This is a genomic window from Streptomyces corynorhini (genome assembly GCF_003346515.1).
Classification (GTDB): Bacteria; Actinomycetota; Actinomycetes; order Streptomycetales; family Streptomycetaceae; genus Streptomyces; species Streptomyces corynorhini.
Window position 1 is genome coordinate 13,131 of sequence record NZ_QQNA01000071.1, and the last position, 25,272, is coordinate 38,402.

18 protein-coding genes are annotated in these 25,272 nt (G+C 70.5%); 7 read left to right on the forward strand and 11 right to left on the reverse strand.

The window, feature by feature from the left end; translation table 11 throughout:
• Positions 1-72 precede the first annotated feature (72 nt).
• The 4 genes from efeB to DVH02_RS10865 all read left to right on the forward strand — a co-directional run bounded on the left by efeB (position 73) and on the right by DVH02_RS10865 (position 5,347).
• Positions 73-1,461: an iron uptake transporter deferrochelatase/peroxidase subunit gene (gene efeB / locus DVH02_RS10850; protein ID WP_114623585.1), complete on the forward strand. Its 1,389-nt coding sequence runs from the start codon at positions 73-75 to the stop codon at positions 1,459-1,461.
• A gap of 186 nt (positions 1,462-1,647) precedes the next feature.
• The gene (pheA, locus tag DVH02_RS10855; RefSeq protein WP_114623568.1) at positions 1,648-2,583 is read left to right on the forward strand and encodes a prephenate dehydratase; all 936 of its coding nucleotides are present in this window, start codon (positions 1,648-1,650) and stop codon (positions 2,581-2,583) included.
• A 623-nt stretch (positions 2,584-3,206) separates the two neighbouring features.
• Complete coding sequence (gene serS / locus DVH02_RS10860) at positions 3,207-4,484, forward strand: serine--tRNA ligase (protein WP_114623569.1); 1,278 nt, start codon at positions 3,207-3,209, stop codon at positions 4,482-4,484.
• 20 nt (positions 4,485-4,504) lie between these two features.
• Positions 4,505-5,347, forward strand: a complete 843-nt coding sequence (locus tag DVH02_RS10865) for an HAD family hydrolase (RefSeq protein ID WP_114623586.1) — start codon at positions 4,505-4,507, stop codon at positions 5,345-5,347.
• A gap of 380 nt (positions 5,348-5,727) precedes the next feature.
• Here DVH02_RS10865 and DVH02_RS10870 read toward each other — a convergent pair whose 3' ends face one another.
• From DVH02_RS10870 to DVH02_RS10890, 5 genes are all read right to left on the reverse strand, one after another.
• Positions 5,728-6,420 carry a hypothetical protein gene (locus tag DVH02_RS10870; RefSeq protein ID WP_114623570.1) on the reverse strand — a complete coding sequence of 231 codons (693 nt, stop codon included), beginning with the start codon at positions 6,418-6,420 and terminating at the stop codon, positions 5,728-5,730.
• A 303-nt stretch (positions 6,421-6,723) separates the two neighbouring features.
• A complete protein-coding gene (locus DVH02_RS10875; RefSeq protein ID WP_114623571.1) occupies positions 6,724-7,443 on the reverse strand; it encodes an ABC transporter permease in 720 nt (239 codons plus the stop codon).
• Positions 7,444-7,468: 25 nt separating this feature from the next.
• Entirely contained in the window at positions 7,469-8,380 is a 912-nt protein-coding gene (locus DVH02_RS10880) for an ABC transporter ATP-binding protein (RefSeq protein WP_114623572.1), read from the reverse strand.
• Positions 8,377-9,285: an ABC-2 transporter permease gene (locus tag DVH02_RS10885; protein WP_114623573.1), complete on the reverse strand. Its 909-nt coding sequence runs from the start codon at positions 9,283-9,285 to the stop codon at positions 8,377-8,379. The genes DVH02_RS10880 and DVH02_RS10885 overlap by 4 nt, the downstream gene beginning before the upstream one ends.
• On the reverse strand, positions 9,275-10,387 hold the full coding sequence (locus tag DVH02_RS10890; RefSeq protein WP_114623574.1) for an ABC transporter ATP-binding protein: 1,113 nt from the start codon (positions 10,385-10,387) through the stop codon (positions 9,275-9,277). Before DVH02_RS10890 ends, DVH02_RS10885 begins: the two co-directional genes overlap by 11 nt.
• Before the next feature lie 347 nt (positions 10,388-10,734).
• Between DVH02_RS10890 and DVH02_RS10895 the strand changes: the two genes are divergently transcribed.
• The gene (locus tag DVH02_RS10895) at positions 10,735-12,363 is read left to right on the forward strand and encodes an SDR family oxidoreductase (protein WP_114623575.1); all 1,629 of its coding nucleotides are present in this window, start codon (positions 10,735-10,737) and stop codon (positions 12,361-12,363) included.
• Between the two features lie 418 nt (positions 12,364-12,781).
• Here the strand turns inward: DVH02_RS10895 and DVH02_RS10900 are convergent, their stop codons facing one another.
• The gene (locus DVH02_RS10900) at positions 12,782-13,681 is read right to left on the reverse strand and encodes an LLM class flavin-dependent oxidoreductase (RefSeq protein ID WP_114623576.1); all 900 of its coding nucleotides are present in this window, start codon (positions 13,679-13,681) and stop codon (positions 12,782-12,784) included.
• A gap of 233 nt (positions 13,682-13,914) precedes the next feature.
• Here DVH02_RS10900 and DVH02_RS10905 point away from each other — a divergent pair, with 233 nt between their 5' ends.
• Positions 13,915-14,709, forward strand: coding sequence for a VOC family protein (locus DVH02_RS10905; protein ID WP_114623577.1), 795 nt, complete (start codon positions 13,915-13,917; stop codon positions 14,707-14,709).
• 100 nt (positions 14,710-14,809) lie between these two features.
• On the forward strand, positions 14,810-15,679 hold the full coding sequence (locus DVH02_RS10910) for a Cof-type HAD-IIB family hydrolase (protein ID WP_114623578.1): 870 nt from the start codon (positions 14,810-14,812) through the stop codon (positions 15,677-15,679).
• 54 nt (positions 15,680-15,733) lie between these two features.
• Here the strand turns inward: DVH02_RS10910 and DVH02_RS10915 are convergent, their stop codons facing one another.
• The 5 genes from DVH02_RS10915 to hisC all read right to left on the reverse strand — a co-directional run bounded on the left by DVH02_RS10915 (position 15,734) and on the right by hisC (position 25,059).
• A complete protein-coding gene (locus tag DVH02_RS10915; RefSeq protein ID WP_114623579.1) occupies positions 15,734-17,560 on the reverse strand; it encodes a sensor histidine kinase in 1,827 nt (608 codons plus the stop codon).
• Positions 17,561-17,580: 20 nt separating this feature from the next.
• On the reverse strand, positions 17,581-21,180 hold the full coding sequence (gene cydD / locus DVH02_RS10920) for a thiol reductant ABC exporter subunit CydD (protein ID WP_114623580.1): 3,600 nt from the start codon (positions 21,178-21,180) through the stop codon (positions 17,581-17,583).
• A gap of 15 nt (positions 21,181-21,195) precedes the next feature.
• Positions 21,196-22,200 carry a cytochrome d ubiquinol oxidase subunit II gene (cydB, locus tag DVH02_RS10925; RefSeq protein ID WP_114623581.1) on the reverse strand — a complete coding sequence of 335 codons (1,005 nt, stop codon included), beginning with the start codon at positions 22,198-22,200 and terminating at the stop codon, positions 21,196-21,198.
• Between the two features lie 14 nt (positions 22,201-22,214).
• Positions 22,215-23,723, reverse strand: a complete 1,509-nt coding sequence (locus DVH02_RS10930; RefSeq protein WP_114623582.1) for a cytochrome ubiquinol oxidase subunit I — start codon at positions 23,721-23,723, stop codon at positions 22,215-22,217.
• A gap of 256 nt (positions 23,724-23,979) precedes the next feature.
• Complete coding sequence (hisC, locus tag DVH02_RS10935; protein ID WP_114623583.1) at positions 23,980-25,059, reverse strand: histidinol-phosphate transaminase; 1,080 nt, start codon at positions 25,057-25,059, stop codon at positions 23,980-23,982.
• Positions 25,060-25,272: the final 213 nt, after the last annotated feature.

The following is a 25,272-nucleotide window of genomic DNA, read 5'->3' on the forward strand; positions in this document are numbered from 1 at the left end:
GACACCCGACAGAACCAGGACCGCACCCCCGCGCACCCGGGCGCCGACGCCGATGGCGTCGCCAGGGGCAACATCGGGGGAGACTCCGGCAGTACCGGTCACACGGGCCGCACCGGTGACACAGGTGACACAGGAGACACCGTCGGGGGCGCCCCAACCGCCGCCATCTCCCGGCGGCGGCTGCTCGGCACGGCGGGTGCCGTCGGCGCCGCCGGGCTGGCGCTCGGCGCGGTCGGCGGCGCCACGGGTTACGCGGCCGGGCGCCCGGAGCCGGTGGCCGCGCTGACCACCATCGGCACGGGCTCCGTCCCCTTCCACGGCGTCCATCAGCCCGGCATCACCACCCCGACGCACTCCAACGGCCATCTGGTCGCCTTCGACCTGCTTCCGGGTGCGGGCCGCAAGGAAGCCGCCGCGCTGCTGCGCCGCTGGTCGGCCTCGGCGCGCGCCCTGATGGCGGGCGAACCCGCCACGAGCGGGCCGGGTACCTCCGGCGGGAAGGGCGGCGGGGGCGACGCCGCGAGCGACGCGTCCCCCTCCGTGGGCCACGACACGGGCATCGCCCTGGACGCCGGGCCGTCCTCCCTCACCGTGACGTTCGGCTTCGGCCGCAGCTTCTTCGGCCGCACCGGTCTCGCCGACCGGCTGCCCGCCGCCCTGGACCCACTGCCCGCCTTCTCCTCCGACCACCTCGACGCCCGGCGCAGCGACGGCGACCTGTGGATCCAGATCGGCTCCGACGACGCGCTGGTAGCCTTCCACGCGCTGCGCACCCTCCAGAAGGACGCGGGCGCGGCGGCCCGGGTGCGCTGGCAGATGAACGGCTTCAACCGCTCGCCCGGCGTGACCCCGCACCCCATGACGAGCCGCAATCTGATGGGCCAGATCGACGGGACCGGCAATCCGAAGCCGTCGGAGCCGGACTACGACCAGCGGATCTTCGTCCCCGCGCATCCGCCGACCGGCACCACGGACTGGATGGCGGGTGGCTCGTACGCGGTGGTGCGGCGGATCCGCATGCTCCTCGACGACTGGGAGAAGCTCAGCGTGAGCGCGCAGGAGCATGTCATCGGCCGCCGCAAGTCCGACGGCTCCCCGCTCACCGGCGGCACGGAGACCACCGAGATGGACCTCGACCGGATGGGCCCCGACGGCAAGCCCGTCATTCCCGTCAACGCGCACGCCCGGATCTCCAAGCCCGAGGCGAACGGCGGGGCCGCGATGCTGCGCCGTCCCTTCTCCTTCCACGACGGCATCGGCACCGACGGCACGCCGGACGCGGGGCTGCTCTTCGTGTGCTGGCAGGCCGACCCGCTCAAGGGCTTCGTACCCGTACAGCGCAAGCTCGACCGGGGAGACGCGCTGTCGGCGTTCATCCGCCACGAGTCGAGCGGTCTGTTCGCCGTGCCGGGAGGCGCGCGGCAGGGGGAGTACGTGGGGCAGCGGCTGCTGGAGTCGTGAACGGCGAGTCGCACAGGACAGGGCACAGCCGTACACGCCGCGACACAGTCGCGCACAACAGTGCACAGCCGGGCAGGACCGGGCACGACCGGCCATGACCGGGCACAGCCGTGCACAGCCGCGCACAACAGATCAGCGCCGCTGAGCCGGGAACGACGAACCCGGTCGGCCCATTAAGGTGACCGTATGTCGGCCACGCGCTATACATATCTCGGTCCCGAGGGCACCTTCACTGAAGCCGCTCTCCGTACGCTCCCGGAAGCGGCCACGCGAGAACTCGTCCCCATGGTGTCCGTCCCGACGGCTCTCGACGCCGTACGGAACGGCGAGGCCGCGGCGGCCCTCGTACCGATCGAGAACTCGGTGGAGGGCGGCGTCACCGCGACACTCGACGAGCTGGCCTCCGGCGAGCCGCTGATGATCTACCGCGAAGTGCTGCTGCCGATCTCCTTCGCCCTGCTCGTACGGCCGGGGACCGGGCTGTCCGACGTCAAGACGGTGACCGGCCACCCGGTCTCCCAGCCGCAGGTGCGCAACTGGCTGCGGAGCCATCTGCCGGACGCGCTGTGGGAGTCCGCCGCGTCCAACGCGGACGGGGCCAGGCTGGTGCAGGAGGGCCGGTTCGACGCGGCCTTCGCCGGAGAGTTCGCGGCGGCGACCTACGGGCTCGTGCCCCTGGTCCGCGAGATCCACGACGCGGAGAACGCGGAGACCCGTTTCGTACTGGTGGGCCGGCCCGCGCGGCCCTCGGCGCCGACCGGTGCGGACAAGACGTCGGTGGTGATCTGGCTGGGCGACGACCGTCCGGGCGCCCTGCTCGAACTGCTCCAGGAGTTCGCGGTGCGCGGGGTCAACCTGATGCTGATCCAGTCACGGCCGACCGGAGCGGGGATCGGCAACTACTGCTTCGCCGTGGACGCCGAGGGTCATATCGCCGACCGGCGGGTGGGTGAGGCCCTGATGGGGCTGAAGCGGATCTGCCCCAAGGTGCGGTTCCTCGGCTCGTACCCGCGCGCGGGTGTGTCCCCGGCGGACGTGACGACGCTGCGGCCCGGCACTTCGGACGCGGAGTTCATCGGGGCGGCCGAGTGGCTGGCGCGCAGCCAAGACGGCCGCGCCTGAGTCCGGACGCCCCTCGGCTGAGTCCGGACGGCCCGCGCCCGGGTCCGGGCGAGCGACCCTGTGGATGTACCGAAAAGTTATCCACAGGCGCGCTTCTCGACCTGGGGACAAGTCGACAGCGAGGGGCGACACAGTCGACAAATCACCCCAGTCGCCCCACTTCCATCCACAGCCCTCCAAGCCGTCCCGCGTCAGCGCAATTCCAGCGATCAACTCGTCAGAGCGAGCAATTCCCACCCGAATGAGCACGCCAAGCGGGTTTGAGAAGGGAATTACGCAGACCTTCCCGGACCTTCCGGACCGCGAATTCCACGATCCACAGACTCACCACACAGCCTGTGGATAACTTTCCCCATCCCCACCTTTCTGTGGACAACGACTACGACGACCCGCCCCAAGTCCCGCTCCCAGCAAGGGCGGTGAGTCAAGAGAGCGGCATCGGAATGCCTCATTCCGGGGAATTGACGCCCCTTTATTGACGAACGAAGAGCGAACACCGGGCAACCCGCCGAACCCACGCCCCACTCTCCCCAATTGCCGCAATTTGGACAAATAGCCATGCCTGCCGCTTCGCGCCCCACTATCGAGTGGGCGCTGTCGGTGCGCACCGGTAGCCTGGTGGGGTGATTGACCTTCGCCTGCTCCGTGAGGACCCCGACCGTGTTCGCGCCTCCCAGCGCGCCCGTGGAGAGGACGTCGCCCTCGTCGACGCCCTGCTCTCCGCCGACGAGCGGCGCAGGTCGTCCGGCGTCCGCTTCGACGAGCTGCGCTCCGAGCAGAAGTCGCTGGGCAAGCTGATCCCCAAGGCCGACGCCGATGAGCGTGCCGAGCTGCTCAAGAAGGCCGAGCAGCTGAAGGCCGACGTGAAGGCGGCCGACGTCGAGCAGCACGAGGCGGACGACGAGGCCAAGCAGCTCCTCCTCCAGCTGGGGAACGTCGTCCACCCCGACGTCCCGGTCGGTGGCGAGGAGGACTTCGTCGTCCTGGAGACGCATGGCGCGATCCGTGACTTCGCGGCCGAGGGCTTCGAGCCCAAGGACCACCTGGAGCTGGGCGAGGCACTGGGCGCCATCGACGTCGAGCGCGGAGCCAAGGTCTCGGGCTCGCGCTTCTACTACCTGACGGGGGTCGGCGCCCTCCTCGAACTGGCCCTGGTCAACGCGGCGATCGCGCAGGCCACCGAGGCCGGGTTCATCCCGATGCTCACCCCCGCGCTGGTCCGCCCGCGCGCCATGGAGGGCACCGGCTTCCTCGGCCAGGCCGCGGAGAACGTGTATCACCTGGAGAAGGACGACTACTACCTGGTCGGTACGTCGGAGGTCCCCCTCGCCGCGTACCACATGGACGAGATCATCGAGGCCGACAAGCTCCCCCTGCGGTACGCGGGCTTCTCGCCGTGCTTCCGCCGCGAGGCCGGGACGTACGGCAAGGACACCCGGGGCATCTTCCGGGTCCACCAGTTCGACAAGGTCGAGATGTTCTCGTACGTCGACCCGGCGGAGGCCCAGTCCGAGCACCAGCGGCTGCTGGACTGGGAGAAGCAGTGGCTGACCTCCCTCGGCCTGCCCTTCCAGGTGATCGACGTGGCCACGGGCGACCTCGGTTCTTCGGCCTCGCGCAAGTTCGACTGCGAGGCGTGGATCCCGACGCAGGGCAAGTACCGCGAGCTGACCTCGGCGTCGAACTGCGACAGCTTCCAGGCCCGCAGGCTCTCGGTCCGTATGCGGGACGGCAAGCAGATCAAGCCGCTGTCCACGCTGAACGGCACGCTCTGCGCCGTACCGCGCACCATCGTGGCGATCCTGGAGAACCACCAGCTGGCCGACGGTTCGGTGCGGGTGCCCGAGGTGCTCCGTCCGTATCTGGGCGGCCGTGAGGTCCTGGAGCCGATCGCCAAGTGAGCACGGACCCCGCGCCCGCCGTGACGGACCCCGCGCCCGCTGTCGCCGCGCCGACGCCGTCGTTCCCGTACAAACTCGTCGCCACCGATCTCGACGGCACACTGCTGCGCGAGGACGGCACGGTCTCCGAGCGCACGCGGAAGGCGCTCGCCTCGGTGACGGCGGCGGGTGCCGCGCACATCATCGTCACGGGACGCGCCGTGCCCTGGACCCGGAACATCCTGGACGACCTGGGGTACGAGGGGCTGGCCGTATGCGGCCAGGGCGCGCAGGTTTACCACGCCGGTGAGCACAGACTGCTGACGTCACTGACGCTGGACCGGCAGCTGGCCAAGGTGGCGCTCTCCCGGATCGAGGAGCGGATCGGCGCGCCGGCGCTGGCCGTGAGCCGGGACGGGCTGGACGGCGAGGTGCTGGTGGGCCCCGGCTACCGGGTACAGGAAGGCCCGCTGCCCGCCCTCTTCGTGGACGATCCGGCGCAGCTGTGGGCGGCGCCCCTCAACAAGGTGTACATACAGCACCCGGAGCTGGGCGACGACGCGCTGGCCGAGGCGGCGCGGGCCGCGGTCGGCGGTCTGGTGGACGTGGTGATGGCGGGCGCGGGCGTCGTGGAGATCCTCCCGCCGGGCCTGACCAAGGCCACCGGGCTCTCGCTGGCCGCGCGGAGGCTCGGCGTGAAGGCCGCGGACACGATCGCGTTCGGGGACATGCCGAACGACATCCCCATGTTCGGCTGGGCGGGATACGGCGTGGCGATGGCCAACGCCCACGAGAAGCTGAAGGCCGTCGCGGACGAGGTCACCGCGTCGAACGGGGACGACGGCATCGCGGTCGTGCTGGAGAAGCTGCTGCTGCCCGGCTGAGTCCGTAGGCTCGGAGGTCCGCAGATTCGGACGTCCACAGGGACCGTAGGTCCTGCGGAGCCGGAGGTCCACCGGATCCGCAGGCCCGGCCCAGCGGAACCGCAGGCGCCGGAACCGTAGGTCCGCCGGAGCCGTAGGTCTGACGCGGCAGGTGGTCCGGGAGGGGTGGCCCGCGCGGATGCGCGCTCGAAGCGGCCACCCCCGGGCAGCGCGTCGGCGGCTGCGCGGAGCGGTGATGGCTACTCCGGTGCCTGCGCGGTGCTGCCCTGCTGGGAACTCGACGGACTCGCACTTCCGGTCATCGCCGTGTTCCGCTCCCGGTCTGTGGTGTCTTCCGACGCTCTCCACTGTGCCCGGAGCGTCGGTGCGGCGCCACTGAATTACCCGCCAACCGCCCGGTGCAGATCCCTGACCTGATGGGCGAGGCCATCCACCTTCGCGTCGACCCGGTCGAGGTGGGCGGAGACGTCGCACAGCCGGTTGCTGAGCGCGGCGACCACCCGGTTGGTGGCGTCGAGCCGACGGTCCAGGCTGTCGAGCCGGTACGACATCCGGTTCAGGACCGGCCCCAGCTCCTGAAGCGCGCGCCCGACGCTGCCGAGGCAGGACTCGGTGTCCGTCACGCGCCGGTCGAGGTCCGCGTACCCCTTGCGCAGATCTTCCTCGGCGTCGAGGAGGTACGTACGGACACGTCGCGCGATGTCGCTGTCGCGGAGGAGCATCGCGATGTTGAGGACGGCCCGGCGGGGGTGGAGCGTGAGCTGGGTGGCGGCCTGTGGATAACTTTCTCTCCGACCCTCGCCCCATAGTGACAACATGTCACTATGAAAGCGCCGCAGGTCAGAGCCTCGCAGCACCCGCATACCGTTCTCGCACAGCTCGGCGCGATGCCTCGCCGTCAACTGCCTGATGACGCCTGTGGATACTTCGAAGTACCGGGCGACGTCCTCCGTACGGACATGGATGCCGTCCGGAAGCATGGTCAGCGCCTTGACCTTGTCGAGCGCCTCGACCCGCCCCATGACGCTGTCGCGCATCGTGCGCGATTCGAGCAGAGCACCTTCAGGTGGCATGGAAATGCCTTTCCCTTCGTGAACCGATGATGGTCGGCCCTCTCCCCGGGCTTCAGGGGTGGAGGTCGGCTCACGGTGCTTCTCACTCAATGACCGGCACGGCCGCTCGACGCGGCCACCGGCAATCCCCAGCTTCACGAACGCTCGACGTAACGAACTCCAGTTGCCTCCACGCACCCTGCCAAACGAGCAGATAAGCCTACAGTTACGCGGCAACCCCCGCCTATCGGGCGGGGGTTGTCCGGTCGAACAAGAAATCTGCCAGGCTGCTGCTGCCTCTGCTGCTGCCGTCGCTGCCGCCGCTCACTCCTCGCCGGCGAGAGTCAGCGTCCGGAGCTTCTGCCCCGCGTACCAGGTCGCGACTACCGTGACCCCGGCCAGCAGGATCGCCGCGACCGGCAGCGTCACGTCCGAGCTGATGATGCCGTCGCCACCGATCTTCTGGGCGAGCGCCAGGGCCCACTGCTGGACGCTGAGCGTCCGCGCGCCGGACACCAGGCTGCCGAAGAGCGTCTCCCAGACCAGCGCGTAGACCAGCCCGATGACCACGGCGTGGCGGCTGACCGTACCCAGCAGGAGGAACAGCGCGCTGTACGCGATGGAGGCGACGAGGGCCGCCACGGTGTACGCGATGGCGATCTGCTGCCCGTTGCCGTTGAGGATCCACCCGGCGATGAAGGTGGGGATGGCGGAGAACGCCATGGTCACGGCGATCGCCACGATCAGCTTGGTGAAGATGATCGACGAACGCTTCACCGGCTTGGAGAGCAGGTAGACGATCGAGCCGTCGTCGATCTCGGGGCCGATCGCTCCCGTACCCGCGATCACACCGATCAGCGGCACCATCGTGGCGAGCCCGAAGCCGCCCAGCACATCGGCGGCGATCTGGTCGTCCACGCCGTTGAAGGCACGGACGGCCGCCGCCATCAGGATCAGCAGCGCGGGCAGGATGAGGAGGATCGCGGCCCGGCGCCTGCCGAGCAGGGCCCGGTAGGTGAGCCGGGCGACTGTGGGGTTGTACATGACGTCACAGCTCCTTTCAGGCCGCTCAGGCCGCTACGAGGTAGGAGAAGACCGACTCGAGGGACTCGTCGGAGGGCGAGACCGTGAGCAGCCGGATGGAGTGTTCGCGGGCGACCTTCGGGAGCAGTTCGGTGAAGCGCCCGAAGTCGACGGCCTGGATGCGCAGCGCGCCCTCGGCCATGTCGACGTCGATGCCGGCCGTGGACGGGTCCGCGATCAGCGCGGCGGCGAGCGCGCGGTCGTCGCTGGAGCGCACGAGATAGCGGTGCGGTCGGTCGGTCATCAGGCGACGGATCTTGCGGAAGTCGCCGGAGGCGGCGTGCCGCCCGGCCACGATCACCTCGATATGCGAGGCGAGTTGCTCGACCTCCTCCAGGATGTGGGAGGAGAAGAGCACGGTGCGGCCCGTGGCGCCCATACGCCGCAGCAGATCCATGAGCTGCATGCGCTGGCGCGGGTCCATGCCGTTGAACGGCTCGTCGAGCAGCAGCACCGACGGATCGTGGACCAGCGCGGACGCCATCTTCACGCGCTGGCGCATGCCCTTGCTGTACGTCCCGATCCTGCGGTCCTGCGCGTACTCCATCTCGACCGTGGCGAGCGCGGCGCGGGCCTCCTTCGGGCCCAGCCCGTGCAGTTCGGCGTTGGCCACGACGAATTCGAGGCCGGTGAGGAAGTCGTACATCCCCTCGCGCTCCGGCACGATGCCGATCTTCCGGTACACGGACTCGTTGCGCCAGATCGGCTCCCCGTCGAGGGTGACGGTGCCCGTGGAGGGGGCGAGGAAGCCCGCCATCATGTTGATGAGGGTGGACTTGCCCGCGCCGTTGGGGCCGAGCAGACCGGTCACACCGGGGCCGATGGTCATGGTCACGTCGTTGACGGCGACCACGTTGCCGAACCAGCGCGAGGTGTGCTCGATATTGATGGTGGTCACAGCCCGACCTTCCGGTAACGGCTCATGAGGACGGCGTACGAGCCGAAGACGAGCCCGAGTACGACAAGCAGATAGATCACGCCCACCCCGGCCGAGGGGCCCGCGCCCGCGGGGAAGGACGACGTGGCTCCGAGAAACGCGGTCTGCAGGCCGTCGATCAGCGTGATGGGTGAGAACAGGCCGATCCACTTGACGGCGGCGTCCTCCCCCACGGACGAGGCGATCGCCTGGAGGATGGAGACGGCTCCGTAGGAGATGGTCAGCGTCGCGATCACGGCGGCGACGCCGAAGCCCCGGCGCGGGGTGAGCGCGGCCATCACGAGGCCGATCCCGCCGAACAGCAGGGAGAGCATCGTGATCGAGACCAGCCCCTGCCCGAATCCCTTGGTCTGCTCGACGAAGTCCATCTTGGCCAGCAGCGAGCCCACATAGAGGATCACCAGCGGCACCCCGGTCAGCACGAAGAGGGCGGAGGCCATCGCTCCGTACTTCGCGAGGACGTAGTCCATCCGCTCGATCGGGCGCGAGAAGTAGAGCGGAACGGTCTTGAAGCGCAGGTCGCGGGAGACCGACTGCGGCGCCTGCGAGGCGAGGTAGAGACCGATGATCGCCTGCGTGAAGATCGCGTAGTTGGTGTATTCGAGCGGCAGCTTCTTGAGGTCGGTCGCGACGGCGACCGCGACGATGATCGCCGCGGGCAGGCACATCACCGCGAAGAGGATCATCGGAAGAACTTTGGACTTGGCCGAGCGGCCCAGCCCGTAGGCTCCGCGCAGGGACTGGGCGAACAGGGAACGGCGGGCGTAGGCGCGACCGAGGCGCGCGCCGTCGTAGTTGCGGTATCCGATGTTGTGGATACGGGTGGCGTCGGGCCCGGTGCTGGTCGGCCGGATCTCAGTGCTCATCGCGGGCGCCTCCCTTCTGAAGTGCGTAGTCGGACGCGTGCTCGTCGGCTCCGACGGTGGTCGCTCCGGCGGCGCGCGTCCCGTCGCTGCCGGGTCCGTTCCCGCCGGGGCCGTTCCCGCCGGGGCCGCTCCCGCCGGATCCGCTCCCGCCGGGCCCGTCGGCCTCGGCCTGGCGCGGGCGGAAGACCTCCGCGATGTGGTGGCGGCGCTGCTCCATCCGTACGAGACCGAGGCCGAGCCCGGCGACAGTGTCACGGACGGTGTCGTACGTCTCCTCGCCCTTGGCCTCGATTAGCAGGATGTGGCCCGCGCCGGGCAGCCCCTCCTCCGAGCCCGCGTGGATCGTGACACCGGTCGCCGACAGGGCCTCGCGCAGCGCCCGGGTGCCGTCGGGGTGCGTGTCCGTGTCGGTGACCTCGACGGCGAGGGTCGTGGTGGTCTGGGTGAAGTCGCTGGTGGAGCTGGAACGCAGCAGCGTTCCGCCGTCGATGACGACCACGTGGTCGCAGGTGCGCTCCAACTCGCCCAGTAGGTGCGAGGTGACCAGGACGGAGATGCCGAAGTCGGTGTAGACGCGGCGGATGAGGCCGAGCATCTCGTCGCGGCCGACCGGGTCAAGGCCGTTGGTCGGCTCGTCCAGCAGCACCAACTGCGGGTCGTGGACCAGCGCCTGCGCGAGCTTGACGCGCTGCTTCATCCCGGTGGAGTAGCCGCCGATGGGGCGGTAGCGCTCCTCGTAGAGGCCGACGTGGCGCAGGGTGTCGGCGGTCCTCTCACGGGCGGCCGTCGCGGGAAGTCCGGACATGCGCGCCATATGTACGACGAACTCGGTGGCCGAGACGTCAGGCGGCAGACAGTCGTGCTCGGGCATGTATCCGACCCGCTCACGGATGGCGCCGCCGCTCGTGGCGACGTCGAGCCCGAGCACCTCGGCCCGGCCTTCCGTGGCGGGGGACAGACCCAGCAGGATCTTGATCATGGTGGACTTGCCGGCTCCGTTGGCCCCCACCAGCCCCGTCACGCCGGGGCCGATGTCCAAGGAGAGCCGGTCAAGCGCGGTTACCCGGGGGAACCGCTTACTCAGGCTTTCGGTCGCGATCACAGTCACACCTCGAAGGTAGTGGCGTCGGCCACACCCGGTCGTCAGACCAGACGGCTGTATCCGTGTCAGCCTCCGGTCGTACGGCCCCGTAAGGGCTACGTAAGGGCTGAGGCGCGCAGGCCCCGCGCGAAGCCCCCGGCCGGTTATCCACAGGCAGGACGGTGTCCTTGACGTGGTCGCCGGCCCTTGCGAGATTCTTCAGTGTCACGTTACGGACACGTAGCGCTTACGTGGGGGCTATCCGGCGGCCGACGAGGGGCCGGGAGCCGGGGCCGATAACCGGAGCCGGGGACCGGGGATCACCGGGACGGCTGAGGCGACGGAGGCAGAAACGGAGGGGAGGCGCCATGAGCGACGAAGACCGTACGGCCCTGGGGTCGGGGTCCTGGACGGGGCCCTGGGCGGGGCCCTGGGCGGGGCAGGCCGGGCCTGAGGGGGCTCGGGTGCGCCGGATCGCGGCGGGCGGGGTCGAGTTGTGCGTCGCGGAGCTGGGCGATACGACGCGGCCGACCGTGGTGCTGGTGCACGGCTATCCGGACAGCAAGGAGGTCTGGTCACCGGTCGCGGTCCGGCTCGCGCAGCGCTTCCATGTGGTGCTGTACGACGTGCGGGGACACGGCGGTTCGACGGCGCCGAGTCCGCTGCGCGGCGGTTTCACGCTGGAGAGGCTGACGGACGACTTCCTGGCGGTCGCCGACGCGGTGAGCCCGGACCTTCCGGTCCATCTGGTGGGCCACGACTGGGGATCGGTGCAGTCCTGGGAGTTCGCCACCGTGGCCAGAACTGCGGGTCGGATCGCCTCGTTCACCTCGATCTCCGGGCCGTCGCTCGACCATCTCGGGCACTGGATCAAGCAGCGGGCCGCCCGGCCCACCCCACGCCGGGCCGGTCAGCTGCTGGGGCAGGGCGCCAGGTCCTGGTACGTCTGTCTGCTGCACGTCCCCGCGCTGCCCGAACTGGCCTGGCGCGGCCCCCTCGGCAAGCGGTGGCCACGCGTCGTCGGCCGGGCCGAGAAGCTCCCTCCCGGGCCGTATCCGACCGCCTCCCTGCCGCGCGACGCGGCTCACGGGGCGTGGCTCTACCGGGACAACGTCCGTTCCAGGCTGCGCGATCCGCGTACCGACGCCTACGCGCACGCGCCCGTCCAGCTGATCGTTCCGACCGGCGACGCCTATCTGTCGGAGCGGCTCTACGACGATCTGGATCAGTGGGCCCCAGGACTGGTCCGGCGCACGCTGCCCGCCAAGCACTGGGTACCACGCACCCGGCCCGACCAACTGGCCCGTTGGATCGACGACTTCGTCACCCGCCACGAGTCCGGGGCCCGGCCGTCCGAGAACCCGGCGCCGACCGGTCCGTACGCCGAGCGCTTCGGTGGACGGCTCGTCCTGGTCACCGGCGCCGCGAGCGGTATCGGCCGGGCCACCGCGCTCGCGTTCGCCGAGGCGGGCGCGCGCGTCGTGGTGGTCGACGTGGACGGCGAAGGGGCCGGGGAGACGGCGGAGTCGGCCCGGCAGTCCGGTGCGGCCGAAGCCTGGGCGGAGCAGGCCGACGTCGGCGACCTGGACGCGATGGAGAAGCTCGCCGAGAAGGTCACGGCGGAATACGGCGTCGTTGATGTCCTGGTGAACAACGCGGGAATCGCCCTGTACGGCGCCTTCCTCGATACCAGCGCCGACGACTGGAGGAAGACGATGGACGTCAACCTGGGGGGCATTGTCCACGGTTGTCTCCTCTTCGGTCGGCGGATGGCCGAGCGGGGAGAGGGCGGACACATCGTCAACGTCGCCTCCGCCGCCGCCTTTCAGCCATCGAGGGTGCTGCCCGCGTACGCCACTTCCAAGGCGGCGGTCCTGATGCTGGTGCGCAACCAGGCTGTCGTACCAATCACTTCAGAGGCACGCGGCGCTCGGATCCTGTCCCGGCTCGCCCCCGGGCTGCTGCGTGCCGTCGCCCCGGTCGAGCCGCCGCTGTGAGCCTCCGGCGGGAACAACGGATCGGTAAGGGCACGTACAACGGCCTGCGGAGGAAAGGCTTTTCATACCGCGTTCGTCCGAACACCCGCCGGGTGAAAGGAGCGTGGGCGCACTCACCCCAACCAACCGACGAAGTAACCAAATTGCCCAAAAGTGTTAATTCGCAAGGTAGTTGTCCACAGATCCAGCACATACCCTGTGGATAAGTCGAGTTGGTTGTGGATCAAACCTGCGATCCCCAACTGATCGAAAAAATCAGTAGCAAAAAACAGGGGGAGGAAACAGGGGGGAGGAAACAGGGGGGAGGAAAGGAGCGATGTGCTGATCGGATGGTCTGAACACCCGATCAGCGCTGCGGCGTCACGGCACAGCGACGCCGCAGCGGTACCGATGGCCGCTCGAAAGCGGCAACGGCCGGCTACGGGCGCAGCTGCCCCAGCGCCTCCGTGGCGATTCGCTCGAAGACCCGCTGGTCGGCCGCGAAGTCCGAATCGGCGATCGGGGCGTGCACGGCGATTTCGGTGATCCCCAGGGCGAAGTGGCGTCCCGCGAAGTCCACGAACGCGTCGAGCGACTCCATCGGGCCACCCCGCTCGGGGGTGAACCCGGTCAGCAGGATCCGCTCCACCTCGGACGCGTCCCGCCCGATCTCCACACACGCCTTGCCGAGCCGCTCGATCTGTCCGCGGATGGCCGCCGCGGACTCCTCGGGCGTCCCCGTCTCGAACAGCTTCGGGTCACCCGTCGTCACCCACGCCTGACCGTGCGCCGCGGCGAGTTCCAGCCCGCGCGGACCGGTGGCCGCCACCGCGAACGGCAGCCGGGGCCGCTGCACGCATCCCGGGATACCACGCGCCTCGGAGGCCGAGTAGAACGTGCCGTCGTACGACACGGAGTCCTCGGTCAGCAGCCGGTCGAGCAGCGGTACGAACTCGGCGAACCGGTCCGCCCGCTCCCGAGGCGTCCACGCCTCCTGGCCGAGCGCCGTGGCGTCGAACCCCGTACCGCCCGCGCCGATGCCCAGCGTGATCCGGCCGTTCGAGACGTCGTCCAGCGAGAGCAGGTCCTTGGCGAGCGTCACCGGGTGGCGGAAGTTCGGTGACGTGACGAGCGTCCCCAGCCGCAGCCGCTCCGTGGCGGCGGCGGCGGCCGTGAGCGTGGGCACCGCGCCGAACCAGGGGCCGTCGCGGAAGGTCCGCCACGACAGGTGGTCATAGGTGTACGCGGTGTGGAAGCCGAGCCGCTCGGCGCGGAGCCACTCGTCGCGGCCACCCTCGTTCCATCGGCGGACAGGAAGGATCACGGTACTCAGACGCATGCCCCGAGCCTACGCGCGCGCTCCCCCGCGCGGGATGCCTCGTACCGATCCGTAGGTTCCACACGTTCCACACGTTCCACAGGTTTCGCAGGTTCGGCAGGTTCCGTGCGACGGCCGGTGACCACGGCGGCCAGGGATGCGGGATCGGCGCCGCGCGAGCAAGGTGGTCGAGGGGGAGTCCACCGGCGCGGGCGCGCGGCCCGCCGCAGACCACCACAGGTTGGAGACGCGAGATGCCCGAGGTCACCACCCCCTACGCGCCCGGCACACCCTGCTGGATCGATCTGATGGTCCCCGACCAGCAGGCCGCCCTCGACTTCTACCGGGACCTGTTCGGCTGGCAGGGCGAGGTCGGCCCCGAGGAATTCGGCGGCTACTCGATGTGCGCCCTGAGGGGCAAGCCGGTCGCCGGGATCATGAAGACGATGGCCCCGGAGGGCGCCGCGCCCCCGCCGCCACCCCACTGGAGTACGTACTTCTCCAGCGCGGACGCCGACGCCACCCAGAGCGCGATCAGCGCGAACGGCGGCTCGGTGGTCTCCCCCGCCATGGAGGTGGGCACGATCGGCCGCATGCTGATCGCCACCGACCCCCAGGGCGCGTTCTTCGGGGTGTGGCAGCCGCTGGACTTCCCCGGCGCCGGCATCGTCAACGAACCGGGCGCGCTGGTCTGGAACCAGCTCACCACCACGGACCCGAAGGCCGCCGGGACCTTCTACCGCGCCGCGCTGGGTCTGGAGGCCGGACCGGTTTCCGGCATGCCGGAGTTCACCGGCTTCCACGTCGGGGGACGCGCCGTCGGCAGCGTCCACGGCATGGAGAACATGCCCGAGGGCGTCCCTCCGCACTGGCTCGTCAACTTCGCCGTGGACGACACGGACAGCACCGTGGACGCGCTCGTCCGGGCCGGCGGCTCGGTGCTGGTGCCGCCCTTCGACATGGAGAAGATCGGCAGGATGGCCATCGTCCAGGACCCCCAGGGCGCGACCTTCGCGATCATCGCCCTCAACGGCACACCGGAGTCCTGAGCCCCCCGCGTGGTGGGCGCCGGGAGGCATCCCGCCCGACGCCCACTCAGATGTGCGACCCTCCGCACGCCCGTGCATATCCGTACGGGAGAATGCGTTCGTGACCTCGCCCAGTGGATCCAAGACCCCGTCCGACGACTCCCCCCTCCCCGCCCGGCCCCGGCTGATCGCCACCGACCTGGACGGCACCCTGTTGCACGACGACAAGTCGGTGTCGGACCGTACGGTCAAGGCGCTCGCGGCCGCCGAGGAGGCGGGCATCGAGGTCTTCTTCGTCACCGGACGCCCGGCCCGCTGGATGGGCGTGGTCAGCGACCATGTGCACGGCCACGGAATGGCCATCTGCGCCAACGGAGCCGCCGTCGTCGACCTGCACGCCGACGGAAAGCTGATCCAGGACCGCACGTTGGACCGCGCGGTCGCGCTGGACGTCGTACGGGCACTGCGCGATGCGGCCCCGGGGACGAGCTGCGCGGTCGAGACGAGCACGGGCATCCACTACGAGCCGTCCTACCCGCGCTTCGAGGACGACCCGGGCGCGTCCCTCGACACGGCCGAGGAGCTGCTGCGCGAGCCCGGCGCGGGCGCGGCCGGTGCCCCGGTGCTGAAGCTGCTCGCGCACCACCCCGAACTGACCCCCGACGGCTTCCTCGCCCTGGCCCGTACGGTGGCGGGGGACCGCGCCACCATCACCCGCTCCAGCCCGACCGCACTGCTGGAGATCAGCGGCCTCGGCGTCAGCAAGGCGAGCACGCTCGCGCTCTGCTGCGCCGAACGCGGCGTCTCGTCCGACGAGGTCGTCGCATTCGGCGACATGCCGAACGACCTGGAGATGCTGACCTGGGCGGGCACCTCGTACGCGATGGCCAACGCCCACCCGGACGTGCTGGCCGCCGCCTCCGGACATACGGCCACCAACAACGAGGACGGCGTCGCGCTCGTCATCGAGCAGATCCTGGCGCGGCTGTAGGCGCGCGAGCGGATCATGGCGCGGCTGTAGCCGCGTGAGGGCGGCGCCCGGGGCTCACAGCGGAACCTCCCAGATCACCCGGGTACCGCCTCTCGGCCCCTCGCCGATCCCCCGCTCGCACCTGCTCGACCCACCCAGCGCCTCGGCCCGCCGCCGTAGATTGCGCAGTCCGCTGCGGCGCCCGCCCTCCGGGATGCCCACCCCGTCGTCGGCCACCGACAGCCGCACCGCGCCTCTGCCGTCGGACAGCTTGGCCGTGACGTCCAGCACGACCTCGATACGGGTGGCGTGCGCGTGCCGGAACGCGTTCGAGAGGGCCTCGCGCAGCGCGGCGATCAGATTCTTCCCGGGGAGTTCGCCGACCGCCGCGTCCACCGGGCCGACGAAGTGGTGAGTGGGCTGGAAGCCCAGCGGCACAGCGGCCATGTTGATCTCCCGCAGCACCCGGCTGCGCATCCCCGACGGCGCCTCCGCCGAGCCCTGCTGGAGCGCGAAGATGGCCGTGCGGATCTCCTGGATCGTCACGTCGAGGGCCTCCACCGCCTTGTCGATGCCCTGGTGCACCTCGGGCGCGACCGACCCGCGATGGGCGCTCTCCAACATCAGGCCGGTGGCGAACAGCCGCTGGATGACCAGATCGTGCAGGTCACGGGCGATCCGGTCACGGTCCTCCAGAACAGCCAGCCGCTCCCGGTCGCGCTGTGCCTCGGCCATCATCAGCGCCAGCGCGGCCTGCGAGGCGAACTGCGTGGCCAGCACCCGTTCCCGCGCGCCGAAGCGGCGCCCGCCGCGCACCCGGGGGGTGACCAGGGCCCCGAGCACCCGGCCGTCCGTGCGCAGCGGCAGCAGCATGCTCGGGCCGAATCCGGCGGCCAGCGTCGACGCCAGGCGCGAGTCGGTGGGGGAGTCGTCCACGAAGACGGCCTCGCCGGCGAGGAGCGTCGCCGCGACGGGGCTGTCGGCCGGGATGACATCGCCCGGCCTGGCGGTCGGATGGTCGGCGGAGACCGCCACGATCTCCAGTCCCCCCTCCGGCGTGCGCAGCAGCACCACGCCGACCGCAGAATCGGCCAGTCGGCGGGCCTGTTCGGCGACGACGGACAGCGCGTCGTCCGCGTCACCGCCGGAGAGCAGGGCGGTGGTGACGGCGACGGAGCCGTCGATCCACCGCTCGCGCTGCCGGGCGGCCTCGTAGAGCCGGGCGTTGCCGATGGCGATACCGGCCTCGTTGGCCAGTACGCGCAGCATGTCCAGGTCGTAGTCGTCGAACTCGCCGTGGGCCCCGCCACCGTCCACCCGACGCCCGCCGTCCCCGCCATACACCCGGGGCCCGCCGTCCCCGTGGCCTCCCGCGGTGCCGCCGGACGCGCCGTCCCCACCGGCTCCTTCTCCGCCACCGGACTTCTCCGCCAGGTAGAAGTTGCCGACGGTCTCGCCCTGCACCTGGACGGGAACCCCGAGAAACGTGCGCATCGGCGGATGGCCCGGCGGAAAGCCGGCGAAGCGCGGATCCGCCGTCAGGTCCGCGAGCCGGATCGGGCCGGGATCCCGAAGCAGGCCGCCGAGCACCCCGGTGTGCCCGTCCGGTCTGCGCCCGATCCGCCGGGCCACGTCCTCGCCGACCCCGTGCACCACGAAGTCCGCGAGGCGCTCGCCCGTCTCGTCCATCACCCCGATCGCGGCGTAGCGGGCCCCGATGAGTTCGGCCGCCGTTCCGCAGATCCGGTCGAGCGTGGCGTGCAGTCCCAGACCCGCGCCGACGGAACACATCGCTTCCAGCAGTTGCGGTACGCGTGCGGTGGTCTCGGCGGACAGGCCCTCAAGGCTGCCGGCCGCGCGGGTGGCGGCTTCGAGGGGATCCATGGACTCGGGCACTTTCATAGCCAAGAGCCTAGTAAGTCCTATTTGATGGGGAAAGTCGACTTCTGGGCTCCGAGCAGATCCCCGGCCCGCTCCCGCTCCAGCATCCGCCGCAGCGGCCCTTCCCCGGCGGCGAGTTCACCGTAGGGGCCCCGCTGTACGCAGCGGCCGCCGTCGAGCACGATCACTTCGTCAACGGTGTCCAGTCCCCGCAGCCGGTGGGTGATCAGCAGCGTCGTACGGCCCTCGGTCGCCGTCAGCAGGTCGGCCGTCAGCTCGTCCGCCGTGGCCAGGTCCAGGTGTTCCGCGGGCTCGTCGAGGACGAGCACGGGGAAGTCCGCGAGGAGTGCGCGGGCCAGGGCCAGCCGCTGCCGCTGTCCTCCCGAGAGCCGGGCTCCGTGCTCGCCGACATGAGTGTCGAGCCCGGCGGGCAGGGTGTCCACCCAGTCGAGCAGCCGGGCCCGGCGCAGCGCGTCGCGCAGTTCGTCCTCGGACGCGTCCGTACGGGCGAGCCGCAGGTTCTCGCGTACGGAGCTGTCGAAGAGGTGCGCGTCCTGAGCGCACAGCCCGACGAAACGCCGCACGGTGTCCCCGTCGAGGGCCGCCAGATCCGTACCGCCGAGCCGGCACTCGCCCTCGCGCGCGTCGAGGAAGCGGAGCAGCACATGGGCAAGTGTGGTCTTGCCCGCGCCGGAAGGGCCGACGACGGCGACGCGCCTGCCCTCGGTCAGCGTCAGGTCGAAGCCGACGAGCGCGTCCCGCCGCTGCCCCGGGTACCGCGCGGCCAGCCCGCTCAGCTCCAGCGGGAACGAGGACGCGGGGGCGACCGCGGGCTCCTCCGGCTCCTGTACGGGTACGGGCGCGTCCAGCACCTCGTACACCCGCTCCGCTCCGCGTGCGCTCCGCCGCCGGTGGCGTACCGCGAGCGGCAGTCCGCTGACGGCCTCGAAGGCGGCGAGGGGGGTCAGGACGACCACGGCGAGTTCCACACCGGCCAGCCGTCCGTCCCCGACGGCCCCGACGCCGACGAACGCGGCTGCGGCGACGGTCAGTCCGCAGATCAGCGCCGACAGGCCGGCGCCGAGCCCGTTGGCGCTCGCGCCGCGTGCCGCGACCGCGGTCAGCGTCCCGTCGGCGCGTACGGCCTCCTGGGTACGCCGGGTGAGCGCGCCCGCCACCGTCAGTTCGGCCAGCCCGCCGAAGAGGTCGGTGACGCGGGTGGCGAGCAGTCCGCGTGCGGGGGCGAGTTGGTGTTCGGTACGGCGGACGACCGCACCGCTCAGCAGCGGTACGACCACCCCGGCGACGAGCAGCCCGACGGCCAGTACGGCGCCCGCCTCGGGCAGCAGCCACGTCGTGAAGCCGACGGTGCCCACGCCGACGAGCAGGGCGCCGCCGACGGGGAGCAGCCAGCGCAGCCAGTAGTCCTGGAGTTCGTCGACGTCCGCGACGAGCCGGGAGAGCAGGTCTCCGCGCCTGGCCCCGCGCAGCCCCGCGGGGGCGATGCGCTCCAGCCGCCGGTACACGGAGACCCGGAGGTCGGCGAGCATCCTGAGCACCGCGTCGTGCGACACGAGGCGCTCGGCATAGCGGAAGACGGCGCGGCCGATACCGAAGGCACGGGTCGCCGTCACCGCGATCATCAGGTAGAGCACGGGCGGCTGCTCGGAGGCGCGCGAGATGAGCCAGCCGGACACCGCCATCAGTCCGACGGCGGAGCCGAGGGCGCAGCTGCCGAGGAGCAGGGCCAGCGCGAAGCGGCCGCGCAGCGGCCGGGAGGCGGCCCGTACCCGGGCGAGCGGACTGCTGGGCGCAGCGACGCCGCTGCCGCGGCTCGGGGGCGAGTACTCGCCCGGCCGCGTGCCGGTCCCCGCGACGTCCGTTCCCGTGACGTCCGTCCCCGCGAAGTCCGTTCCCGGGGGCTTCGTTCCCGCCGTCCCCTCCGTCCCCGTGAAGGCGGCGTGGGACGGCGGCACCACGGCAGGCGCCTGGCCGGGCAGGCGTACCGACCGCGCCGGCAATCCGACCACACGGTCCGCCACCGACAGGAGCGCCGGGCGGTGGACGACCAGCAGCACCGTACGGCCCTCGGCCAGCCGGCGTACGGCGTCGACGATGCCCGCCTCCGTCTCCCCGTCGAGCGCGGCCGTGGGCTCGTCCAGCAGCAGCAGCGGGCGGTCGGCGAGGAAGGCTCGGGCGAGCGCGAGCCGCTGGCGCTGACCGGCCGAGAGCCCGGTACCGTCCTCGCCGAGCACGGTGTCCAGGCCCTGCGGGAGACCGGCGACGAAGTCGGCCGCGCCCGCGTCGCGCAGCGCCTCCCACAGCGCCGCGGCTTCGGCGTCCGGCCTGGCCAGACGTACGTTCTCCGCGATGGTTCCGGCGAAGAGATGGGGGTGCTGCGGCACCCAGGCGATCCGCTCGCGCCAGCGCTCCAGGTCCAGCGAGGCGAGATCGCGACCGTCCACCCGTACCCGGCCCTCGTCGGGTACGGCGAATCCGAGCAGCACCTGGAGCAGCGTGGTCTTCCCCACCCCGCTCGGGCCGACCAGCGCGACCGTCTCCCCCGGCTCGACCGTCAGGGTGGCCGAGTCCAGCGAGGGTTCCGTACGTCCGGGGTGGCGGACCGTCACCCCGGTCAGCTCCAGCCGCAGCGCGGCGGGTACCCGGTCCGTACCGCCCGTCGGCGGCCGGGTCTCCAGGACCGTGAAGATCTCCTCGGCGGCGGACAGTCCCTCGGCCGCAGCGTGGTACTGCGCTCCCACCTGGCGGATCGGCAGATACGCCTCGGGGGCGAGCACCAGCACCACCAGGCCGGTGTACAGGTCGAGTTCCCCGTGGACGAGCCGCATGCCGATACCGACCGCGACCAGCGCCACCGAGAGCGTGGCGAGCAGCTCCAGCGCGAAGGACGACAGGAAGGCGATCCGCAGCGTACGCACGGTGGCCTGCCGGTACTGCGAGGTGATCGAGCGGATCGACTCGGCCTGCGCCTTGGCCCGGCCGAAGACCTTGAGCGTCGGCAGCCCGGCGACCACATCGAGGAAGTGGCCCGACAGCCGGGACAGCAGCCGCCACTGACGGTCCATCTGGCTCTGGGTGGCCCAGCCGATCAGTGCCATGAACATCGGGATCAGCGGCAGTGTCACCACGATCACCGCCGCCGACACCCAGTCCTCGGTGACGATCCGGGCCAGGACCGCCACGGGTACCACCACCGCGAGTCCCAGCTGCGGCAGATAGCGGGAGAAGTAGTCGTCCAGCGCATCGACCCCGCGCGTGGCCAGCGCGACCAGCGAGCCGGTCCGCTGCCCGGCCAGCCATCCGGGCCCCAGCTCCGTCGCCCGCTCCAGCAGCCGCCTGCGCAGCTCGGACTTGACGGCGGCGCTCGCCCGGTGGGCGGCCAGCTCCGTCAGCCAGGAGACCGCGGCGCGGCCGACGGCGACGGCCACCAGCAGGAGCAGCGGCGTGCGCAGCCCGGAGCTGTCCAGCCCCTGCTGGAAAGCGCCCACCACCACGTCGGCGATCAGCATCGCCTGGGCGATGACCAGCCCCGCCCCGGCCAGTCCGAGCACCACGACGGCCGCGAGGAAGAACCGGGTGGCGCGGGCGTACCGGAGCAGCCGCGGATCGATTGGTTTCACGTGAAACACCCGCCTTCAGTGCTGGGCGTCGGCGATGTGCTGCGTACCGATCCGCTTGCGGAACACCCAGTACGTCCAGCCCTGGTAGAGCAGCACGACGGGGGTGGCGATGCCCGCGCACCACGTCATGATCTTCAGGGTGTACGGGGTGGAGGAGGCGTTGGTGACCGTCAGGTTCCACGCCGCGTTCAGCGAGGAGGGCATGACGTTCGGGAAGAGCGCCAGGAAGAGCGTGGCGACCACGGCCACGATCGTCACGCCGGAGAGCGCGAACGACCATCCCTCACGCCCGGCCGCGATGGCGCCGATCGCGGCGACCAGCGCCACCACGGCGAGGACCACCGTGACCAGGGTCCTGGCGTTGCCGGTGTCCGCCTGGGTCCAGATCAGGAAGCCCAGGGCGAGCACGACGGTGACCGCGCCCAGCGCGAGCGCCAGCCTGCGGGCCCTGGCCCGGATCTCCCCGACCGTCTTGAGCGCGGCGAACACCGTGCCGTGGAAGGTGAAGAGCGCCAGGGTGACCAGTCCGCCGAGGATCGCGTAGGGGTTGAGCAGGTCCCCGAGACCGCCGACGTACTCCATCCGCGCGTCGATCTTCACGCCGTGCACGATGTTGCCGAAGGCCATTCCCCAGAGCAGGGCGGGGACCAGCGACGTCCAGAAGATCGTGTGTTCCCAGTTGCGCTGCCACTTCTCGCCCGGCCGCTTGGCCCGGTACTCGAAGGCGACACCACGCAGGATCAGACAGATCAGGATGGCCAGCATCGGCAGGTAGAAGCCGGAGAAGAGGGTGGCGTACCAGTCGGGGAAGGCCGCGAAGGTGCCCCCGGCGGCGCTCAGCAGCCAGACCTCGTTGCCGTCCCAGACAGGTCCGATGGTGTTGATGAGGACGCGCCGCTCCTTGCGGTCACGGGCGAGCAGTTTGGTCAGGATCCCGATGCCGAAGTCGAATCCTTCGAGGAAGAAGTAGCCGGTCCAGAGAACGGCGATCAGCACGAACCAGACGTCGTGGAGTTCCATGGCTCATCGACTCCTCAGTACGAGAAGGCCATCGGCCGGTCGGCGTCCGCGTGGTCGCCGCCGATCTTGGTGGGCGGGTTGAGGTCGTCGTCCGTCAGCTCGGGCGGCCCGGCCTTGACGTACTTCACCATCAGCCTGACCTCGATCACCGCGAGGACCGCGTACAGCAGGGTGAAGACGATCATCGAGATCAGCACCTCGGCCTGTGAGACCCCCGGAGAGACCGCGTCGGCGGTGCGCAGCACCCCGTACACGACCCAGGGCTGGCGGCCCGTCTCGGTGAAGATCCAGCCCCAGGAGTTGGCGATCAGCGGGAAGAGCAGGGTCCACAGGGCGGTGATCCAGTACCACCTGGCGATCTTCGGGCTGAGCGCCTTGTTCCTGAAGAGCACCAGACGGGGCACCTCGTCCTCGCCCGTGCGCAGCGCGGGTGGCAGCAGGAACTTCTTGCGGGTCAGCCAGAGCCCGAGCAGGCCGAGGGCGAAGGACGCCATCCCGAAGCCGATCATCCAGCGGAAGCCCCAGTAGGCGACCGGGATGTTGGGCCGGTAGTCGCCCGGCCCGAACTTCTCCTGCTCCGCCTTGTTGACGTCGTTGATGCCGGGGACGTACGAGGTGAAGTCGCTGTTCGCGAGGAACGAGAGCACTCCGGGGATCTCGATGGCGACGGAGTTGTGCCCCTTGTCGACGTCGCCGTAGGCGAAGACGGAGAACGGCGCCGGCCCCTCGCCGTCCCAGAGCGCCTCGGCCGCGGCCATCTTCATCGGCTGCTGCTTGAACATGACCTTGCCGAGGGTGTCGCCGCTGACCGCGGTGAGCATGCCCGCGATCACCACGGTGATCAACCCGAGCCGCAGCGAGGTGCGCATCACCGGAATGTGCTTCTTGCGTGCCAGGTGAAAGGCCGCGATACCGACCATGAAGGCGCCGCCGACCAGAAAAGCCGCGGTCAGGGTGTGGAAGAACTGGGTGACCGCGGTGTCCTGGGTGAGGACTTTCCAGAAGTCGGTGAGTTCGGCGCGGCCGGCCTCCTTGTTGATCCGGTAGCCGACCGGATGCTGCATCCAGGAGTTGGCCGCCAGAATGAAGTAGGCCGACAGAATGGTGCCGATCGACACCATCCATATACAGGCCAGATGGATCTTCTTCGGCAGCTTGTCCCAGCCGAAGATCCACAGTCCGATGAAGGTGGATTCGAAGAAGAAGGCGATCAGCGCCTCGAAGGCGAGCGGGGCGCCGAAGATGTCGCCGACGAATCGCGAGTAGTCGGACCAGTTCATCCCGAACTGGAACTCCTGGACGATGCCGGTGACGACACCCATCGCGATATTGATCAGAAAGAGCTTGCCCCAGAACTTGGTGGCCTTCAGATACTTGGGGTTCTCCGTGCGCACCCAGGCGGTCTGCAGACCCGCGGTGAGCGCGGCGAGCGAGATCGTCAGGGGAACGAAGAGGAAGTGGTAGACGGTGGTGATGCCGAACTGCCATCGCGCCAGGGTCTCCGGCGCCAGAGCGAGGTCCACGTCTTCTCTCCTTACATCACATCGCCATGGTCACAGCGGCGGCGGCTTGCCCCTTTCGCCCTGGACGTAACGCCAGGAACGGGACACGCTTGTGAACGCGTTCACATTCACAAGCATTATGGCGCACACCGCTACCGGATCTTCGCGTGGGGGGGGCCCTCAGCCGCGCGTCAAGGGGTACGACCGGAAAACATGAGTGGGCGGCCTCGAAGGAGACCGCCCACCCACACCATGCGCCACCGCGCACCAGCGCCCGCTACAGCTCCTTGCGGAACGCCTCGGCCGCCCGGAGGAAGAGGTCGTTCGCCTCGCACTCGCCGATCGTCACCCGTACCCCCTCGCCCGCGAAGGGCCGTACGACCACACCCGCCGCCTCGCAGGCCGCGGCGAAGTCGAGCGTGCGCCCGCCCAGCCGCAGCCACACGAAATTGGCCTGCGTCCCGGGTACGGTCCAGCCCTGGTCGACCAGGGCCCCGTACACCCTCGCCCGCTCGCCCACCAGCGAACCGACCCGGCCCAGCAGCTCGTCCTCGGCACGCAGCGAGGCGATCGCCGCCTCCTGGGCGATCTGGCTCACCCCGAAGGGAACCGCCGTCTTGCGCAGCGCCGCCGCGACCGGCTCGTGGGCGATCGCGAAGCCCACCCGCAGCCCGGCGAGACCGTACGCCTTGGAGAACGTGCGCAGCACGGCCACGTTCGGACGGTCGCGGTAGATCTCGATGCCGTCCGGCACCTCCGCGTCCCGGATGAACTCGCGGTACGCCTCGTCCAGCACCACCAGCACATCGCTCGGCACCCGGTCGAGGAACCGTTCCAGCTCACCCCGGCGCACCACCGTGCCGGTCGGATTGTTCGGGTTGCAGACGAAGATCAGCCTGGTCCGCTCGGTGATCGCCCCGGCCATGGCGTCCAGGTCGTGCGTCTCGTCCGCCGTCAGCGGCACCTTGACCGAGGTGGCACCCGAGATCTGGGTGATGATCGGGTACGCCTCGAAGGAGCGCCAGGGGTAGACGACCTCGTCGCCGGGGCCCGCCGTGGCCTGCAGCAGCTGCTGGGCGACGCCCACCGAGCCCGTCCCGGTCGCCAGGTGCGAGACGGGCACGCCGAAGCGGTCGGCCAGCTCGTTGACCAGCCCCGTGCACGCCATGTCCGGATAGCGGTTGAAGACCCCCGCGGCCGAGACGGCCCGCTCCATCACCCCGGGCAGCGGCGGATACGGGTTCTCGTTGGAGGACAGCTTGTACGCGAGGGGCCCGCCGGACGCGGCCGGCCTGCCCGGCTTGTACGTGGGGACGCCGTCCAGCTCGGCGCGCAGCTTGGGGCTCGTCTCGCTCACCGCAGGTCCTCCTCGGCCGTTCACGGATCCGTACACCTTCAATACTGCTCACCCTATGAGGATTCCCGGCCGCGGCGAACGGCGGGAGCGAGAAAGAACGGAAGCGTGGAGCGACGGGAGCGCTCCGGAGAGGAGCCTCCGGCGAAGGACTCCGGGGAAGGGCCTCGCGAAGGGGGCGCGGGGAGGGGTCCCGGGGAGGGGTCCCGGGGAGGG

Coding starts and splice junctions, on each gene's coding strand:
- pheA (WP_114623568.1), top strand. CDS start 1,648: ATGTCGGCCACGCGCTATACATATCTCGGTCCCGAGGGCACCTTCACT.
- DVH02_RS10870 (WP_114623570.1), bottom strand. CDS start 6,420: ATGCCACCTGAAGGTGCTCTGCTCGAATCGCGCACGATGCGCGACAGC.
- DVH02_RS10875 (WP_114623571.1), bottom strand. CDS start 7,443: ATGTACAACCCCACAGTCGCCCGGCTCACCTACCGGGCCCTGCTCGGC.
- DVH02_RS10885 (WP_114623573.1), bottom strand. CDS start 9,285: ATGAGCACTGAGATCCGGCCGACCAGCACCGGGCCCGACGCCACCCGT.
- DVH02_RS10895 (WP_114623575.1), top strand. CDS start 10,735: ATGAGCGACGAAGACCGTACGGCCCTGGGGTCGGGGTCCTGGACGGGG.
- DVH02_RS10900 (WP_114623576.1), bottom strand. CDS start 13,681: ATGCGTCTGAGTACCGTGATCCTTCCTGTCCGCCGATGGAACGAGGGT.
- DVH02_RS10905 (WP_114623577.1), top strand. CDS start 13,915: ATGCCCGAGGTCACCACCCCCTACGCGCCCGGCACACCCTGCTGGATC.
- DVH02_RS10915 (WP_114623579.1), bottom strand. CDS start 17,560: ATGAAAGTGCCCGAGTCCATGGATCCCCTCGAAGCCGCCACCCGCGCG.
- cydB (WP_114623581.1), bottom strand. CDS start 22,200: ATGGAACTCCACGACGTCTGGTTCGTGCTGATCGCCGTTCTCTGGACC.